This is a genomic window from Streptomyces sp. NPDC037054 (assembly GCF_055606745.1).
In genome coordinates this window covers 503,479-522,080 of record NZ_JBVJSJ010000002.1, presented here as the reverse complement: position 1 = coordinate 522,080, position 18,602 = coordinate 503,479, and the positions used below count along the sequence as shown (strand labels likewise).

The window sequence follows — 18,602 nt, the reverse complement described above, 5'->3', positions numbered from 1 at the left end:
GGTAGTGCGCCGGGCGCATTGATTCACCAGGCATCCCAAACCGCGAGATACCCGCCGAAGCCGCTCAAAAGGGGTGAACTCCGACGGGGGACGCCGGGGGCGGGCCGTAACCCTCGGCCAGGCGTTGGTGATAGGTCGCCCGGTCGATGACTTCGAGGCCGACGATCTCCCAGGGCGGCAGGCCCGCGCTCTGGCGGTGCTCGCCCCACAGGCGCAGCGCGACGGCGGCCGCGTCGTGCAGGTCGCGGGCCTCCTCCCAGTACCGGATCTCGGCGTGGTCGCCCGCGTATCTGCTGGTCAGCAGGAAGGGGTGGTCGTGGGCGAGCTGTTCGAGGGAGCGCCGGACCTTCTCGACGGGCGCCTCCTCGCCGGAGACGCTGAGGGTGACGTGCCACAGGCGGGGCAGGTCCTCCGGTTCCACGTCGCCCTCGAACCGGTCCCCGGCCGCGACGCTCGTCAGGGCCCGCTCCCGGCCGTGCGCGCGGGAGCCCGCGGCACCGCGGGACGCCGCCGCCCCAGGGCGCACTCGTCTCACGACGGCCTCCTTTACGCAAGGGCTCACACGGTGCACGCGCACCGCGCACGAGCGGAACGTGTCGCCGAGACAAAGTTGAGCAGGCCGCAAGGGTCCGCGGGGCGGTTTTACGGAACGTCCACCGAGCAGGGCAGACGTTTCGCGACATAAGGGACGGCCTGGCGGGGGTGTCCGCGGACGTCCTTACGGGTGCAGGATCACCAGATCGTCCCTGTGTACGACCTCGCGCTCGTACTCGGCACCGAGTTCGCGGGCCAGCTCCCGGGTGGAGCGGCCGATCAGCAGGGGGATCTCCTTGGCGTCGAAGTTGACGAGGCCGCGGGCCACCGCCCGGCCCGTCCCGTCGCGCAGCTCCACCGGATCACCGGCGCTGAACTCGCCCTCGACGGCGGCGATTCCGGCCGGCAGCAGCGACTTGCGGCGCTCGACGACCGCGCGCACGGCACCGTCGTCGAGGGTGAGCGAGCCCTGCGGGGCGGAGGCGTGCTGGAGCCACAGCAGCCGGTCCGCGGAGCGCTTGCCGGTGGGGTGGAAGTAGGTGCCGGTGTCGTTGCCCGCGAGGGCGTCGGCCGCGCGGACGGCGCTGGTCAGCACGACGGGGATGCCCGCGGCGGCGGCGATGCGGGCCGCCTCGACCTTGGTGACCATGCCGCCGGTGCCGACGCCGGCCTTGCCCGCGCTGCCGATCTCGACGTGCGCCAGGTCCTCGGGGCCGCGCACCTCCGCCATCCGGGAGGTGCCCGGCCTGCTCGGGTCGCCGTCGTAGACGCCGTCCACGTCGGACAGCAGCACCAGCAGGTCGGCGCGGACGAGGTGGGCGACGAGGGCGGCGAGCCGGTCGTTGTCGCCGAAGCGGATCTCGTCGGTGGCGACGGTGTCGTTCTCGTTGACGATCGGGAAGGCGCCCATCGCGAGGAGCTTGTCCAGCGTGCGGGAGGCGTTGCGGTGGTGGGCGCGGCGGCTCATGTCGTCGGAGGTGAGCAGGACCTGGCCGACGCGGACGCCGTAGCGGGCGAAGGAGGCCGTGTAGCGGGCCACGAGCAGGCCCTGTCCGACGCTGGCGGCGGCCTGCTGGCGGGCGAGGTCGGTGGGCCGGCGCCGCAGCCCCAGCGGGGCGAGCCCGGCGGCGATGGCACCGGAGGACACGAGCACGATCTCCCGCTCGCCCCCGCCCACCCGTCTCCCACCACCGCCCTCGGCCGAGGCCCTTCGGGCCACCCCCTCGTTTCGCACCTTGGCGAGTACGTCGACGAGCGCGTCGACCCGGTCGGCGTCCAGTCCGCCCGACGCGGTGGTCAGCGACGAGGAGCCCACTTTGACGACGATCCTGCGGGCCTCGCTCACACCCTGCCTTGCCCCTGCCACCTTGGCTTCTTTCCCCTCGTCCGCGTCCGTGCCCCGCCCGGCAATCTACGCGAAGGGGTCGTGACGCCGCGCGCCGGTCCACACACCGGGACACACCCGCCGTGACGGCGGCCTCACGATGCGCACGGGCGGAAAAGGTTGTACTGGTTGCCTGTAGAAATCAAATGGCGGGCGAATTTAGTTTGAACGTCGTGTCACCCAAAGATCTCGACGTGCGTCCCGCGCCGCCCGCCAAGCGCATCCTCCTGCGTTCGGGGAAGAGCCCGTTCGACGTCGTGCCGGTGGAGGAGGCCCTGCACCGCGACGTCATCGCCACCAACTCCGGCAACCTGATCTTCAGTGACGCCGCGCACAAGATCCTCCGGACTCCGCACACCGAGGTCGTCTCCAACGGCATCCGCACCGACGTCGCAGCGGCGAGCCGGATCAACCAGGAGTACGACGCCTTCGTCGTCCCGCTCGCCAATGCCTTCCGGCCGTCGTTCGAGCCCCAGCTCCAGCGGCTCACGCGGCTGATCAGCAGGCTGCGGATCCCCGTCGTCGTGCTGGGCGTCGGAGCGCAGACCGGGCTGGACTACAACCCGGCCCGGCTCAGACCCATGGAGCCCGCGGTGCGCGCCTTCGTCTCGGCCGTGCTCGACCGCAGCGCCTCGATCGGCGTGCGCGGCGAGTTCACCGAGCAGTACCTCAAGGACATGGGCTTCCGGGACGTCGAGGTCATCGGCTGCCCCTCGCTGTTCATGCACGGCAAGGACCTCACCGTGACCAAGCGGGCGCCGGCGCTCACCGCCGACTCCCGGATCGCGGTCAACGGCTCGCACAACGCCGTGCGCAAGCAGGGCATGGGGAAGATCATCGAGCGCGCCCACGCGCGCTACCCGCACCTGCGCTACATCGGCCAGAACCTCAGCGACGCCCGGCAGCTGCACTGGCGGGACCTGTCCGACCCGAACGCGCGCGTGACCGCGATGCCGACGCACCCCGACCACCCGATGTACCGGGAGGACAAGGTCCGCGTCTACATCGACCCGGTCACCTGGATCGACGACCTGCGCGCCTTCGACTTCTCGTTCGGCTCCCGCATCCACGGCAACATCGCGGCCCTGCTGGCCGGCACGCCCGCGACGGTGCTGTGCGGCGACTCACGCACGCTGGAGCTGTGCCGCTACTTCGAGATACCGCACCTGCGGATCGACGAGCTGTCCGGCGACACCGACCGCGCCGACCCGGCGCGGCTGTACGAGGAGGCCGACTTCGGGGCGCTGACCGGCAACCACCACCAGCGGTTCGAGCGGTTCACGTCCTTCCTGGACCGCAACGGCCTGGAGAACACCTTCACCCACGGCGACGGCGGCGCCGCCGTCGAGGAACGCGTCCGGTCGCTGGCGTTCCCGCCGGGCATCCGGCCCTGGAACGACCCCGACATCGCCTCGCTCGGCGCCCGCTTCGGCTGGCTGAACAGCACGGTCACCGAGCTGGCCGCGGACAACGCGCGGCTGAAGCGGGAACTGGCCAGGGCCAGGGCCGGCGCGAAGGCGGCGACTGTGGCTCCGGTCACGACCTCGGTGTACCGCAAGGCACGGCGCGTGGTCGGCCGCCCACTGCGCAGGGCGCTGAAGAGCGGGCGCCAGTAGGCGACGGACGGGGCAGGAGGGACGCGGGAGGGAGCCGCCGAGGGGCCATCGGGGAGCGAAGACGCGCCACCCGCCGCGCGGGGCGTGGGGAGCGGACTGGAACGGGATTGACGCGGAGCCGTAGACTCCGCGTCACCTCCGGGCATGTACACGCGCGTGTCGTCCCAGTGTCGGCCGGCGTTAACCCTGGAGCACGTCTCGCGACGACCCTGGAGTTTCCGCAGTGCCCCTACCCTCCACCCTTCGGCGTCCCGGACGCCGGACCTCAATAGCCCGGACCTCGCCGGAGCCGACGCCGGGACGACGGCTGCCCAACCGGCAGACCGTCGTCAAACTGCTCCTCACGGCCGTCCTGGCCGGTGCCTTCGCCGCACAGGCGCTGGCCGTGCTGCGCCCGCACGTACCGCTGCTGCTGGCCGCGACCGTCGCCTCCCTGGCGGTCGAGGGCGTCGTGTACCGCTGGCAGCGAGGCATGCTGTCGCTGTTCGCGAAGTCACACGCCGACATCACCGTGCGACACGTGCTGCGCGACCTGCTCCTCGTGGTGGGCCTGCTGCGCCTCGGCGACCACGAACGGGAGACGGAGTACGCCGCGCTCCTCGTCGGCCTGCTGTCCTTCTACGGACTGCACTGCGCCGTCCAGGCGGTCTCCGTGCTGGTGCGCCGCACCCGCACGCTGCCCGTCGTCACCCGCAACATCGACGCCTCCGCGCTGCGCCTGACCCCCGCGCCGCACCGGCTGCTGCGCCGTCCCGGTGAGCGGCTGCTGCTGTTCGGGCTGCCCGCGACCGCGGGTCTGCTGGTCACGGCCGTGACCGACGCCGCACTGTACGCGACGGTCGGCGTGGCCCTGTCCCTCGTGCTCGCTCTCGCGGGCCTCGGCGCCCTGATGGTGCGGCTGCTGCCCAGCCGCCGTCCGGCGGGCGAGCAGGAGGTCCTCGACTGGTTCGACGCGTGGCTCGCGGAGTACCGGCCGACCGTCGGCCTGTACTTCTCCGGCGGCGCCTCCTCGGCGTACCAGGCGAACATGTGGCTGGAGCCGATCGCCAAGCTGGACGGGCGGCCGATCATCGTGCTGCGCGAGCGGTTCATGGTGCAGAAGATCGCGGCGACGGACATCCCGATCGTCTGCCTGCCGAAGGTCGCCACGCTGATGCACCTGGAGCACTCCACGCTCCAGGTCCTCATCCACCCGTCGAACTCGGGCAAGACCTCGCAGGTGCTGCGCATCCCCACGATCCGGCACACCTTCGTCAACCACGGCGAGAGCGACAAGCTGTCCTCCTGCAACCCGTACGCCAAGGCGTACGACGAGGTGTGGGTGGCCGGCCCCGCGGCGCGCGAGCGGTACGCGCTCGCCGAGGTCGGCGTCGAGGACAAGGACGTCGTGGAGACCGGACGCCCGCAGCTGGACGGCGTGCTGCCCTACGCGGGCCCGCCCACCGGCGCCTTCACCACGGTGCTGTACGCGCCGACCTGGGAGGGCTGGGACGGCAACCCGGGCAACACGTCGGTCATCGAGGCCGGCGAGAACCTGGTGCGCGCGCTGCTCGCCGACCCGGCCGTGCGGCTGCTCTACAAGCCGCATCCGCTGACGGGGTCGGTCGACCCGCGCGCGGGCGCCGCCGACCAGCGGATCAGGGAGCTGATCCGGGCGGCGAACCGGGAGCGGACCGGCTCGCGCCCCTCGGCCGACGCGGAGCTGGAGCTCGCGCGCCGCACCGAGGAGCTGGACCGGCTCACCGTGACCGCGTTCCGTCCGGACGCCGACCAGCTGGAGCGCATGCTGCTCCAGTCCACGCCGGAGCCCGGCCGCGCCGACGCCGTGGCCCGGGCGACGGCCGCCTGGGAGGAGGCCTACTGGGCGTCGCTGCCCGAGTGGGAGCACCAGATCGTGATCGCCGCCCGGCCCGCGCTGTACTCCTGCTTCAACAGGGCCGACCTGCTGATCAGCGACGTGTCCAGCGTGATCTCCGACTTCCTGGCGAGCGGGAAGCCGTACGCGGTGGCGAACACCAGCGGGCTCGACGAGGACGCGTTCCGCGTGGCCTTCCCGACGGTGGTGGCGGCGACCGTGCTGACGCCGGACGCGGCCGGGGTGCCCGCCCTGCTGGAGTCGGTGCGCCGGCCCGAGCTGGACGAGCTGGCCGGGGCGCGCGCCGCGCTGAAGCTGCGTCTGCTGGGTCCGGACGAGCCGTCGTCGCAGGAGCGGTTCAACACGGCCGTCCAGGCGCTGTGCGCGCGGGCCAGGGACCACCGGGCCCGCATGGCGGAGCGGCTGGCGGCGGACTTCCCCAGCCCGCGTCAGGAGGAGCCGGCGCCGCAGCGCCCGGTCCTCCCGGCGTGACGGCACGGTAGGACGACCGAGAAGGGCTCGGCCCCGGCGGATTCTCTCCGCCGGGGCCGAGCCCTTCTCGCGTGTGTGCCGGTGCGGCCGCCCGGATCAGCCCGCGGGCAGGTCCGTGTCGCCCGCCGCGGTCACCCGCTGCGCGGGCATCGCCTCGGCCAGCCCGCCGTCCGCCTCCGAGTCGGCCCCGGCGGCGGCGAGCCGGGTCGCCTGGCCGACGTTGCGCGTCTCGGCCTTGAGGGCGAGGTTCGCGACGGCGGTGTTGAACTGGTCGATGGACTTCGGCTCGTCCGGGCCCAGCAGGTACTCCTTGAGCTCCTTGCGGTCCTCGGCCAGCGCGTCGGCGGCCGGGTCGCGGACGGCCGCGAGCAGCTCGTCCAGCTCGGCGGCGCCGTTGGAGAGGATCACGGCGGCCCGCACCGCGGTGTTCTGCCGCTTGAACTCCTCGACGCCCAGCTCGGCGGAGTCCGTGACCGCGTACGGCTTGCCGCTGGCGATGAAGTCGGAGACCACGCTGGAGATGTCGGAGACCATCGCGTCGGACACGTTGAAGCAGTCGTACAGGCGGGGCTCGGCACCCGTGATGACGCGGTGCTCCCAGGCCGGGAAGGAACGCCAGTAGGCGTCGTTCCACTCGGCGCGCAGCCGGGCGGTCTCCTCGTGCCGGGCCACGTCCACGATGCCGTCCCGGGACGCCTCGGCCTCGTCGCCCTTGTCGGCGCCGCCGGCCAGTTCGGCGAGGCGCGCCTCGATGCGGGCCAGCTCCGCCGCGGCCGCGGTCTCGGCGGGCAGGTCGGCGGCGAACCGCAGGTCGGCGGCGCGCTCGGCGGCGGACCGCGTGACCAGCTCGGTGATCCGCTGATGCGCGGCCTTGGCGAGCGGGCTGCGGGTGCCGGTGAACGGGTGCGGCTTGTAGAGCACGCGGACGGGCGGGTCGGCGGTCACCAGCCGGCGCACGATGTTCTCGCCGGCCAGCAGGATCGAGGTGTTGCCCGGGTTGTCGTCCCAGCCCTCCCAGGTCGGCGCGTACAGCACCGTGGGACAGCGCCCCTCGGGTGCGGTGCCCCGCCAGGTCTCGATGGGCGCGAGCTGCGGGCGGCCGACCTCGACGATGTCGTCGTCGCGGACGCCGACGTCGGCGATGGCGTAGCGGTCGCGGCCCGCGCGGCCCGCCGTCCACACCTCGTCGTAGACCTTGCTGTACGGGTTGACGCTGGCCAGCTTGTCGCTGTCGCCGTGGCCGATGAAGACGTGCTTCATGGTGGGCACGCGCAGCAGGTGGATGTTCTTGCCGACGTTCGCCGCGTACAGCGCGACCCGCACCGAGGACAGGTCCATGTTCATCAGGTGCACCCCTCCGGGCACGCAGATGACGGGGACCGTGGTGGGCGCGAGGTTGGTCAGTATGACGCGCTCGCGGAGGATGATCAGCGGCCTGGAGTCCAGCTGCTCCATCGTCTCCAGCCACATGTTGACCTGGTACGCGGAGTCCCGGGAGCCGGAGAAGTAGAGCACCGTCTCCGGCCGGTACTCGGCCAGCCAGTCGTCGACCGCGGCGAGGACCGTCTCGGCGCGGGGCGGGATCCGGTTGCCGCGCACGAACGGCAGCAGCACGCCGACGTAGGCCACGGCCAGCGACACCGTGAGGCCGATGCCGACGAAGCCGGGCACGGACGTCTCCAGGCCCGCGGCGGTCACGATGCCGGCCACCGCGAACAGGTCGAGGTGGAGCATCTTCTCGGCGGAGCGGTGCAGCAGCGGGCGCGGCGGGGCGTCCGGGATGCGGATCCGGGAGGCCAGGTCGACGTTGCGGGTGGCGACCGGCATCCGGCGGCGGTTGCGGATCAGCGTGACCAGGGCGCCGTGCGGTGCCTGGAGGCCGTAGAAGGCGATGAAACACGCTATGGCGCCGTAGTAGATCAGGTTGTCCGCGAGGGACAGCCTGGCCAGCAGCAGGATCAGCAGCAGTTGCCGGATGAGGAAACGGATCGACAGACCGGCCCGCACTTTGCTGAGGCGGTTGATCAGATAACTGCCCTTGCGGTGCAGATAGTGGTCCGCCAGGTACGTCACGGCGGCCGCTGCCGCGAAGGCGGGAACGCTCGGAACGAGCGCGGCCAGCATGAGTGCCGGAAAGCCCAGCATCATGAGGGCCGCCGCGGCCAGCTCGGCCGCGCTGCCCACGCGGGCGACGCGAATAGCGGTGGATATCACGGAGAACCTGCTCTGAGAGGGGTGCCGGTTGTCAAAGCCGAGAAAGTCCGGAAAAGACCCTGTGAGCACACCGGGAATTTTACGGACTCAGGCCCCTGTGAATGCTCCGCGAACGGGCAGCCACAGAGGCCTGAATACCAGAAGGCTATTTGAAGTTGATTATGCCACGCCGTCCTGGCGGTCAAGAACACTGGCCAGGGCCTGCTCGAAACCGGAGGCCTTGCCCGCCGCCGCCGTCGGGTCCTGCTGACGCACGTCGATCACGTGCCCGGTCAGTTCGGACAGCAGGACGTCGAGCGAGGTACGGGCCACGGCCTCGGAGGACAGCAGGCTGCCCTGCGGCTCCTGGCCGAAGGCCTTGGTGCGCATCGGGGTCGCCGTGCGCTCCGGGTTGACGCAGTTCACACGGACGCCCTCGCCGGCCCACTCGTCCGAGAGCGCCTGGGTGAGGTTCACCATGGCGGCCTTGGTCGAGGAGTACAGGCTGTACTCGGCCCGGCCCCGCGTGTAGCTGCTGGAGGTGTACAGCAGCAGCTGGCCCTTGGTCTCGGCCAGGTACTTGTACGCGGAGCGGGCGATCTGCACCGGGGCCAGGTAGTTGACCTTCAGCGCCTCCTCGATGGTGGCGTTGTCCGTCTCGGCCAGCTTGCCGATGCGCAGCACACCGGCGGTGTTGACCACGAAGTCGATGCGCCCGGTCTCGGCGTACGCCTTGGACAGCGCGTCGTCGACCTCCTCCGGGTTCTCCACGTGGGTGCCGGTGGTGGAGCGGCCCAGCGCGTAGACCCTGGCCCCGTAGGACTCGGCGAGTTCGGCGATGTCCTTGCCGATGCCGTACGAACCGCCGAAGACCACCAGGGTCTTGCCGGTGAGCAGCTCGCGGTAGGCCTCCTCGCCGTTCTGCTCGGGCGTGGCCGTGGAGGCCAGCTGGAACAGCTTGTCGGCGATGAAGACGTCGACGGGCTGGGTGACCTTCATGTTGTACTCGTCACCCGCGACGACGTGGATCGGCACGTCCGGCAGGTACTTGAGCACGACGGAGCAGTCGTCCGTGGCCTGGAAGTTGGGGTCGCCGGCGGCGACCTCGTAGGCGCGGCGGATCGTGGACAGCTTGAAGGCCTGCGGCGTCTGGCCGCGGCGCAGCCGGGAGCGGTCCGGGATCTCGGTGATGAACTCGCCGTCCTCGCCGTGGGTGCGGGTCACGATGATGGTGTCCGCGGACGGGATGGCGACGTCGACGGCCTGGTAGCGGTCCAGCGCGGCGACGCAGTCGTCGATGACGCGCTGCGACAGCAGGGGGCGTACGGCGTCGTGGAAGAGGACGTTGAGGTCCTCGCCCTCGCCGAGGCCCTCGTGCAGCGCCGCGATGGCGCGCTCGGTGGTCTCGTTGCGCGTGGAGCCGCCCTCGATGACCCGGGAGACCTTCTTGAACCCGGCCTTGGCCACGATCTTCTCGACATCGGGCACATAGCCCGGTGCCATCAGCACGATGATGTCGTCGATCGAGTCGGCCTTCTCGAAGGTGGTCAGGGTGTGCTCGATGACTGCCTTGCCGGCGATCTTCAGCAACTGCTTGGGAATCGACAGACCCACGCGCTGACCAGTACCGCCGGCCAGGATCACTGCGGTGGTACGGGGCTTGGCTATGTGCTGGGACACAGGTGACCTACCTCGGTGCGACAGGGAACCTCGAAATGGTCCCACTTCTGGTTACCGCCGTGCAAGGTGAGCGCCCTTCGCTGCAAATGCGCGCGCAACCCGGCATTCACCTTGCACTCCTGATGAACCGTACGCGCCTTGACGCGCGTCGCGTGTCACCCGGGTGCGCCGGAGCGTCGCACACAGGGGCCGCACAGCGGAATTAAATGTTCCAGTACTGCTGCAATGTTTCAGTACTGCTGCAATTCGGATCATGCGAGGAACTCACGCAGGGAACGACTATCCGCTTTTTCAGGCGGCGTGAAGATCCCGGGACGCCCTCCCCGGACGCGCCGAAGCCCGGGACCGCGAAGGGTCCCGGGCTTCTCCCCCGCCGTGCGGGGCGGGTCAGGCGAGCCGGACGCCGGGACGGCCTGCCTCGACGCGCAGCCGGGCCAGGGTGCGCGCGGCGGCGCGGGGCGCGCGGACCGTGTCGACCACGCGGACCTGGGCGTCGATGCCGTCGCGGCCGATGTCGAACAGGTGGTAGCCGCGGTGGGCGTCGAGCAGTTTCCAGTGCGGGTTGTCCGCCCGGCGCGGGTCCCACTCCGCCCGGAAGGCGGCCTGGTCCTGGTCGCCGTTGCTGGAGATGGAGGTGCCGACGAACTCGGCGCCGACGACCGCGGAGTCCGGGTCCGCGTAGTCCTCCTTCAGGTCGCTGATCATCGTCAGGTGGCGGTCGCCGGAGAGCACGACGGGGTTGCTGACCCGCTTGAACTCCCGCATGAAGGCGTTGCGTTCGGCCTGGTAGCCGTCCCAGGCGTCGTAGAACCAGAGCTTGCCCTCGCCGACCTTGAGGTCGGTCTCGGCCATCATGATCTGGGAGGCGATCAGGTTCCAGCGGGCGGGCGAGTCGTGCAGCCCGTCCAGCAGCCAGCGCTTCTGCTGGGCGCCGAGCATGGTCAGCTTCGGGTCCTGGGCGCCGGCCTGGCTGGTGGCCTGGTCGCTGCGGTACTGGCGGGTGTCGAGCACGTTGAGCCGGGCCAGCCGGCCGAAGTCGAGGCGGCGGTACATCCGGATGTGCGGGCCGTTCGGGACGGCGGTGGCACGGACCGGCATGTGCTCGTAGTACGCCTGGTAGGCGGCGGTCAGGCGGGCCACGAACGCGTCGTGCGGCTGCTTGGCCGGGTCCTGCGGGATCTCGCCGGCGAAGTCGTTGTCGACCTCGTGGTCGTCGAAGGTGACGACGAACGGGGCGTTGGCGTGCATCGCGGCCAGGTCGGGGTCGGTGCGGTACTGGGCGTACCGGTTGCGGTACTGGGTGAGGCTGTACGGCTCGCCGGTCCCCTCGTGGCGGCGCACGCCCGTCGCCGAGGGCGTCGACTCGTAGATGTAGTCGCCGACGAACACCACGACGTCCGGATCGCGCTCCAGCATGTCGGCGTACGGCGTGAACCAGCCGTGCTGCCAGTTCTGGCAGGACGCGAGCGCCACGCGCAGCGGCCCGCCCGCGTCGAAGCGGTGCGGCGCGGTGCGGGTGCGGCCGGTCCGCGAGAGCTGCCCGCCGGCGCGGAAGCGGTACCAGTACTGGCGGTCGGCGCGCAGCCCGCGGACGTCCACGTGAACGCTGTGCCCGTACTCGGGCCGGGCCAGGGCGGTGCCCCGGCGCAGCACCCTTCTGAACCGGGCGTCGTCGGCGACCTGCCACTCCACCGGCACGGCCCGGTCGGGCATGCCGCCGCCGTTCAGCGGGTCGGGGGCGAGCCGCGTCCAGAGCACGACGCCGTCGGGCAGCGGGTCGCCGGACGCGACGCCGAGGCTGAACAGGCCGTCGGGCAGCGGGGTTTCGGCCGCGCGGGCGGAGTGCGGCAGCCACAGCTGGGCGGAGGCGGCGGCGCCGAGGGCAGCGGCCCCGGCGGTCAGAAAGCGGCGTCGGTCGGGCGATGCTGCGCCGGTCATCGGCGAACTCCCTTGACTCGCGTACCTCTTGGACACCCCAAGAGGTCACGCGGCCGGGCGGTCCACCGGCTGAACGACGGAGTTCGCGTGCATGACAAATAGGCAGACAGAAGAGGACCCGTTGCGGCGGGGGAACGACGCGGCGAACGCGACGTGGCCGCAACGGGACCACAGTGCCCTCAACGGGCTTGCGCGGAGGGGCCGTTCAGTAGGCGCAGCCCAAGAGGTACGCCGGGGCTTTCCCCTTGGAGTAACGCACCCGGGTCACGGCCCGCTCGGTCAGAAGGGCTCGAAGCCCTCGAACTCGCGGTCCGCGTCGTCCCGTTCGGCCTGCCGGTCGCGGCGGCGCTGCGCCGCCGGCCGGGCGGCGTCGAGGCGGTGGTCCTCGCCGCGCCGTCCGAGCATCTCGGCGCCGGCCATGACCGTCGGCTCCCAGTCGAAGACGACCGCGTTGTCCTCGGGGCCGATCGCGACGCCGTCGCCGGTGCGGGCGCCGGCCTTGAGCAGTTCGTCCTCGACGCCGAGCCGGTTGAGCCGGTCGGCGAGGTAGCCGACGGCCTCGTCGTTGTTGAAGTCGGTCTGGCGCACCCAGCGCTCGGGCTTCTCGCCGCGCACCCGGAACAGGCCGTCCTCCTCGCGGGTCACCGTGAAGCCGGTGTCGTCCACGGCCTTGGGCCGGATGACGATGCGCGTCGCCTCTTCCTTCGGCCGCGCGGCACGTGCCTTGGCGACCAGGTCGGCGAGCGCGAACGACAGCTCCTTGAGGCCCATGTGGGCCACGGCCGACGCCTCGAAGACGCGGTAGCCGCGGGCCTCCAGGTCGGGCCGCACCATCTCGGCGAGGTCCTTGCCGTCCGGCACGTCGATCTTGTTCAGGACGACGATCCGCGGGCGGTTGTCGAGCCCGCCGTACTGCCGCAGCTCCTCCTCGATGACGTCGAGGTCGGAGACCGGGTCGCGGTCGGACTCCAGGGTGGCGGTGTCCAGCACGTGCACGAGCACGCTGCACCGCTCCACGTGCCGCAGGAACTCCAGGCCCAGGCCCTTGCCCTGGCTGGCGCCCGGGATCAGTCCCGGCACGTCGGCGACGGTGAAGACGGTCGAACCGGCCGTCACCACGCCGAGGTTCGGCACGAGGGTCGTGAAGGGGTAGTCGGCGATCTTCGGCTTGGCGGCGCTCAGCACCGAGATCAGCGAGGACTTGCCGGCGCTCGGGTAGCCGACCAGCGCCACGTCCGCGACGGTCTTCAGCTCCAGGACGATGTCCTGGAGGTCGCCGGGCTCGCCGAGCAGCGCGAAGCCGGGCGCCTTGCGGCGGGCGGAGGCCAGCGCGGCGTTGCCGAGCCCGCCCCGGCCGCCCTGCGCGGCGACGTACGAGGTGCCGTGGCCGACGAGGTCGGCGAGGACGTTGCCCGCCTTGTCGAGGACGACCGTGCCGTCCGGCACGGGCAGGACCAGGTCCTGGCCGTCCTTGCCGGACCGGTTGCCGCCCTCGCCGGGCTTGCCGTTGGTCGCCTTGCGGTGCGGGGAGTGGTGGTAGTCCAGCAGCGTCGTGACGGACTGGTCGACGGTGAGGATCACGTCGCCGCCCCGGCCGCCGTTGCCGCCGTCCGGGCCGCCGAGCGGCTTGAACTTCTCACGGTGGACGGAGGCACAGCCGTGGCCTCCGCTACCCGCGGCGACATGGAGCTCGACGCGGTCCACGAAGGTGGTCATGGGATGTGCCTCCAGTTACGTGCGTGTATGTCTTGTGGTGCTGCGCTTATGAGCAACACGCGAAAGGCGGACCCGCTTCCCCTGAGGGAAGTGAGGTCCGCCTCGCGAAAGCTTCCGATCAGGCGACCGGAACGATGTTCACGACCTTGCGGCCACGGTGGGTGCCGAACTGCACCGCACCGGCGTTCAGCGCGAACAGCGTGTCGTCGCCGCCGCGGCCGACGCCCGCACCCGGGTGGAAGTGGGTGCCGCGCTGGCGGACCAGGATCTCGCCCGCGTTGACGACCTGACCGCCGAAGCGCTTCACGCCGAGGCGCTGAGCGTTGGAGTCACGACCGTTACGGGTGGACGATGCGCCCTTCTTGTGTGCCATCTCTCCTCAGTCCCTTACTTCGCAGCCGCGGGGATCTCAGTGACCTTGATCGCCGTGTACTGCTGGCGGTGGCCCTGACGACGGCGGTAGCCGGTCTTGTTCTTGTAGCGCAGAATGTCGATCTTCTGCCCCTTGTGGTGGTCCACGACCTCGGCCTGGACCTTGATGCCGGCCAGCACCCACGGGTCGCTGGTCACAGCGTCGCCGTCGACAACGAGCAGGGTCGAGAGCTCGACCGTGTCGCCAACCTTGGCAGTGGAAATCTTGTCAACCTCAACGATGTCGCCGACAGCAACCTTGTGCTGGCGACCACCGCTGCGCACGATGGCGTACACGCGGATCTCACTCTCTCGCTCGGGAACGGCACCCCCGCAGTCCAGCCGCCCGGCAACGGACGGCCTCTCCCGGCCAACCCTGTGACCGGGAGGAAGAGGTTTACGGGGATGTGGCCTGTCTATGGACACGCCGACGGTCAAGGTTACGGGTGACCGGCCTGAAGGGTCAAACCGGGCCCCTTCGACGGGAAGGCCGGGCCCCTTCGACGGGAAAGCGCGGGTCCCCGATCGAGTCGGGGACCCGCGCTTTCACCGGTACGGCAGGGGACCCGGGTCAGTCCTCCGTGGACGCCGTGACCGTGGACGGCGCCTGCTGGGAGGCCGCCGCGGTCTTCTTCGACGCCGTCTTCTTGGCGGCCGACTTGGTGGTCTTCGCCGCCGCCTTCTTGGCCGTCGTCTTCTTCGCGGCCGTCTTCTTGGCCGCGGTCTTCTTGGTGGCGGCCTTCTTCGCCGTCGCCTTCTTCGCCACCTTGCGGGCCGTCTTCTTGGCCGGGGCCGCCTCGTCGGCGCCCTCGCCCTCGGTGACGGCCTCGGTGACGGTCTCGGCGGGCGTCTCCGCCGGCGCCGACGGGACGACCACGACGGCCGCCTCCTCGGACGCGGTGGGCGTCGTGGGCTTGCGCACGGCGCGGCGCCTCGGGCGGGCCGGGGCGGCGCTGTCGGCGGGCGCCTCGGCCTCGGGGGCCGACGGGGCCGCGACGGGCTCCTCGGCCTGCGGTGCGGACGGCTGCGACACTGGGGCCGACTGGGCCGCCCGGGCCGACTCGGACACCGTCACCACGGCGGCCTCGGCACCGGCGGGCGAACCGGCGGGCGCGGTGGCCTTCCGGGTCGCGCGGCGCCGCGTACGGCCCTTGGGCGCGACCTCCTCGGCGGGCGCGGCGGCCGGCCGGGACTCGGGCTGCGGGGCGCCGGAGACGGCGTCCTCGACGGCCGCGGGCTCGGCCAGCGCCTCGGCGGCCGACTCCGGCTGCACCGGACGCTCGGCCTCCTCGGCGGCGCTCACGTCCTGCGCGGTCGGCGCCTCCTCGGCGACGGGGGCCTCGGTCCTGGCCGGCTCCGGCCGGGTGGGCTCGGGCCTGACCGTCTCGCCGCGCGGCGCACCCGCCGGGGCGGACGCCCGACGGCTCGACCGGCGCCGCGAACGGCCCCGGCCCGCCGCGGCCTCCGCCTCGGCGACGCTGCTGTACAGCTCCTCGTCCGGCGCGAAGTCCGGCTCGGGCAGCGCCACCGGCTCGGCGACCTCGGCGACGACGTCGGCCTCGCTCTCCGCCTCCTGCTCGGCGGTCTCGACGGCGACGGCCGCCTCGTGCTCGTGCGGCTGGTCGGCACCGGCCCGCGCGCGCTTCTTGCGCTTGCCGCCGCCACCGCCCGCGCTCGGCTGGTCCAGGTGGACGATGACACCGCGGCCGTTGCAGTGCACGCAGGTCTCGGAGAACGACTCCAGCAGGCCCTGGCCGACCCGCTTGCGGGTCATCTGCACCAGGCCCAGCGAGGTCACCTCGGCGACCTGGTGCTTCGTACGGTCCCGGCCCAGGCACTCCAGCAGGCGGCGCAGCACCAGGTCCCGGTTGGACTCCAGCACCATGTCGATGAAGTCGATGACGATGATGCCGCCGAGGTCGCGCAGCCGCAGCTGACGCACGATCTCCTCGGCCGCCTCCAGGTTGTTCCTGGTGACCGTCTCCTCGAGGTTGCCGCCCTGACCGGTGAACTTGCCGGTGTTGACGTCGATGACGACCATCGCCTCGGTCCGGTCGATCACCAGCGAACCGCCGCTCGGCAGCCAGACCTTGCGGTCCAGCGCCTTGGCGAGCTGCTCGTCGATCCGGTACGTGGCGAAGACGTCGACCTCGGAGGTCCACCGCGACAGCCGGTCGGCCAGGTCGGGCGCGACGTGCGACACGTAGCCGTGGATGGTCGACCAGGCCTCGTCGCCGCTGACGACGACCTTGGAGAAGTCCTCGTTGAAGATGTCGCGGACGACGCGGACGGTCATGTCCGGCTCGCCGTAGAGCAGCGTCGGGGCGTTGCCGCTCTTGGCCTTCTTCTGGATGTCCTCCCACTGCGCCTGGAGACGCTCGACGTCGCGGCGCAGCTCGTCCTCGCTCGCGCCCTCGGCGGCGGTGCGCACGATGACGCCCGCGTCCTCGGGGACGATCTTCTTGAGGATCGTCTTCAGGCGGGCCCGCTCGGTGTCGGGCAGCTTGCGGCTGATGCCGGTCATCGAGCCCTCGGGGACGTACACGAGGTAACGGCCCGGGAGGGAGACCTGGCTGGTCAGGCGGGCGCCCTTGTGCCCGATCGGGTCCTTGGTGACCTGGACGAGGACCGACTGGCCGGACTTCAGGGCGGACTCGATGCGGCGCGGCCCGCCCGCCATGCCGAGCGCCTCGAAGTTGACCTCACCGGCGTACAGCACGGCGTTGCGGCCCTTGCCGATGTCGATGAAGGCGGCCTCCATCGACGGCAGGACGTTCTGCACCTTTCCGAGGTAGACGTTGCCGACGTACGACGTCGACTGCTCCTTGTTGACGTAGTGCTCGACGAGGACGTTGTCCTCGAGGACGCCGATCTGGGTGCGGTCGCCGTGCTGGCGGACGACCATCACGCGCTCGACGGCCTCGCGCCGGGCCAGGAACTCTGCCTCGGTGATGATCGGCACGCGGCGGCGGCCCTGCTCGCGGCCCTCGCGGCGGCGCTGCTTCTTCGCCTCCAGACGCGTGGAGCCCTTGATGGACTGCACCTCGTCGGACGGCTCGGCCTTGGGGCGGGGCTCGCGGACCTTGACGACGGTGCGCTCGGGGTCGTCCGGGGTCGGCTCGACGTCGGTGCCGGAGTCGCCGGCGCGGCGACGGCGGCGGCGACGGCGCCGGCTGCTGCTGGAACCGCCCTGGTCGTCGCGGCCCCCGGCCGACTCGTCGGCGGACTCCTCCGCGTCCTCCTCGGCCTGCTCCGCGGTGTCCTCGGCGTCCTGCGCGGCCTGCTCGGCGGCGGTGTCCTCGACGTCCGAGTCGCCGGACTCGCCGTCGGCGGACTCGCCCCGGCGACGGCGACGGCCGCCCCGGCGGCGCCGGCGGCGCGAGCCGGTCTCCTCGGACTCCTCGCCCTCGGCGTGGTCCTCGGCCGACTCCTCGGCCTCCTCGGACTCGTCCTCGGCGGCGGGCGGCACGGCGACCCGGCCCTCGGGGGCACGGCTCTCGGCGGCGCGGCCCTCGGCCTCGTCGGACGCGGCACCGCGGCGGCGGCGCCGGCGGCGCGAGGCGGCGGGCTGCTCCTCCTGGTAGGCCTCCGCCTCCTCTTCGGTCTCCTCGGGCTCCTCGTCCCCGGCGGCCTCGGCGGCGGCTTCGGCCGCGGCGCGCTCGGGCGTCTGGAACTGGGGCTCGGTGAACACCGGCGGCTGGAACACGGCGACCGCGGGGCGCGCCGGGCGACGGGGCGACTCGGCCTCGGCGGACGCGGACTCCTCCGGTGCGGAGGCCGGCGCGGCGGCGGGCTCGGGCTGCGGCGCGGCGAAACCGGCGGCGGCCTTGCGGACGACGCGGCGCCGACGGCGCGGGGCGGCGGACTCCTCGGCGGCGGGCGTCTCGGCGGCCGGGGCCTCGGCGGCGGGCGCCTGCTGTCCCTCGGCGGCGACGGTCTCACCGGCCGGGGCGGCGTCGGCGGCGGGCGTCTCGGCGGCCTCGGCCTTGGCGGCGCGGCCCGCGCGGCCGGACCTGCGGGTGCGCTCGCTCTTCGCGGCGCGGCCGGACTTCACGGCCTCGCCGGACTCACCGGCTCCGGTGGCCTCCGCGGTGCTGTCGGTCGATTCGGGCGTGCTCTCGTCACCAGCGGTCACCGGCGCCTCCGTGCTCTCGGGCGCCCCGGCGGGCGCGGACACCCGGCGCGTGGCACGGCGCCGGGTACGACGCGGAGCCGCCTCTTCGGCGGTCTCCGCGCTCTGCTCGGCGCTGTCAGTGGTCTGGTCGGCACCCGTACCGGCGCCCGTGTCGGCGCTCCGCGCCGCGACGGGCGTCGCGGGCGTGCCCTTCTCGACGGCGGGCGCGGCGGACGCCGTCGGTACGACGGTCTCGGCGGCCTCGGCCGCGGCCGGCGACCCGGCGGGCGCGGAGGCGCGGCGCACGGCACGGCGACGCGGACGGCCGGCGGGCGCGGTCTCGGCGGCTGGGGCCCCGGGGGCGGTGACCTCGGCGGCGGGAGCCTCGGGGGTCTCCTCGACGGCTTCGGCGGCCTCGACGTCCGGGGTCTCCTCCTCCGCCGACGCGGCAGCGGCGTCTTCGGTGAGGTCGGCGGCCGGTATGGCCGGCGCGACGGTCTCCACCGGGGTGCCGGTGGCGGCGGCGGGCGGGCCCGCCGGGCGGGACGCGGCACGGCGCCGACGACGCGGCGGCAGGGTGTCGCTGGGGGTGTTGTTGGGTTCGGAACCCTCGGTGGGTTCGGTCGGCTCGAGCATGCGGGCGTTTCTCCCGTCAGGCTCCCGGGCGCC

At 72.4% G+C, this 18,602-nt stretch carries 11 protein-coding genes; 2 read left to right on the top strand and 9 right to left on the bottom strand.

What is annotated here, in order from left to right; all coding sequences use genetic code 11:
* Positions 1-64: 64 nt before the first annotated feature.
* Positions 65-526 carry a hypothetical protein gene (locus tag ACZ7D7_RS07275; RefSeq protein ID WP_470823208.1) on the bottom strand — a complete coding sequence of 154 codons (462 nt, stop codon included), beginning with the start codon at positions 524-526 and terminating at the stop codon, positions 65-67.
* 192 nt (positions 527-718) lie between these two features.
* Entirely contained in the window at positions 719-1,900 is a 1,182-nt protein-coding gene (gene proB, locus ACZ7D7_RS07270) for a glutamate 5-kinase (protein ID WP_470822957.1), read from the bottom strand.
* A 191-nt stretch (positions 1,901-2,091) separates the two neighbouring features.
* Here proB and ACZ7D7_RS07265 point away from each other — a divergent pair, with 191 nt between their 5' ends.
* Both ACZ7D7_RS07265 and ACZ7D7_RS07260 read left to right on the top strand, forming a co-directional pair.
* Positions 2,092-3,534 carry a polysaccharide pyruvyl transferase family protein gene (locus ACZ7D7_RS07265; protein ID WP_470822956.1) on the top strand — a complete coding sequence of 481 codons (1,443 nt, stop codon included), beginning with the start codon at positions 2,092-2,094 and terminating at the stop codon, positions 3,532-3,534.
* Between the two features lie 307 nt (positions 3,535-3,841).
* Positions 3,842-5,881: a hypothetical protein gene (locus ACZ7D7_RS07260; protein WP_470823207.1), complete on the top strand. Its 2,040-nt coding sequence runs from the start codon at positions 3,842-3,844 to the stop codon at positions 5,879-5,881.
* A gap of 96 nt (positions 5,882-5,977) precedes the next feature.
* On the opposite strand, the gene ACZ7D7_RS07255 is transcribed toward ACZ7D7_RS07260, so the two are convergent.
* The 7 genes from ACZ7D7_RS07255 to ACZ7D7_RS07225 all read right to left on the bottom strand — a co-directional run bounded on the left by ACZ7D7_RS07255 (position 5,978) and on the right by ACZ7D7_RS07225 (position 18,569).
* Positions 5,978-8,095 (bottom strand): hypothetical protein, encoded by a 2,118-nt coding sequence (locus tag ACZ7D7_RS07255; protein WP_470822955.1) that lies wholly within the window; start codon positions 8,093-8,095, stop codon positions 5,978-5,980.
* Positions 8,096-8,254: 159 nt separating this feature from the next.
* On the bottom strand, positions 8,255-9,754 hold the full coding sequence (locus ACZ7D7_RS07250; protein WP_470822954.1) for a D-ribitol-5-phosphate cytidylyltransferase: 1,500 nt from the start codon (positions 9,752-9,754) through the stop codon (positions 8,255-8,257).
* 387 nt (positions 9,755-10,141) lie between these two features.
* On the bottom strand, positions 10,142-11,692 hold the full coding sequence (locus tag ACZ7D7_RS07245; protein WP_470822953.1) for an alkaline phosphatase D family protein: 1,551 nt from the start codon (positions 11,690-11,692) through the stop codon (positions 10,142-10,144).
* Between the two features lie 279 nt (positions 11,693-11,971).
* A complete protein-coding gene (gene obgE, locus ACZ7D7_RS07240) occupies positions 11,972-13,408 on the bottom strand; it encodes a GTPase ObgE (RefSeq protein WP_470822952.1) in 1,437 nt (478 codons plus the stop codon).
* Between the two features lie 118 nt (positions 13,409-13,526).
* The gene (rpmA, locus tag ACZ7D7_RS07235) at positions 13,527-13,781 is read right to left on the bottom strand and encodes a 50S ribosomal protein L27 (RefSeq protein ID WP_030961848.1); all 255 of its coding nucleotides are present in this window, start codon (positions 13,779-13,781) and stop codon (positions 13,527-13,529) included.
* Positions 13,782-13,795: 14 nt separating this feature from the next.
* Positions 13,796-14,116 (bottom strand): 50S ribosomal protein L21, encoded by a 321-nt coding sequence (gene rplU, locus ACZ7D7_RS07230; RefSeq protein WP_004931419.1) that lies wholly within the window; start codon positions 14,114-14,116, stop codon positions 13,796-13,798.
* Between the two features lie 274 nt (positions 14,117-14,390).
* The gene (locus ACZ7D7_RS07225; RefSeq protein ID WP_470822951.1) at positions 14,391-18,569 is read right to left on the bottom strand and encodes an Rne/Rng family ribonuclease; all 4,179 of its coding nucleotides are present in this window, start codon (positions 18,567-18,569) and stop codon (positions 14,391-14,393) included.
* Positions 18,570-18,602: the final 33 nt, after the last annotated feature.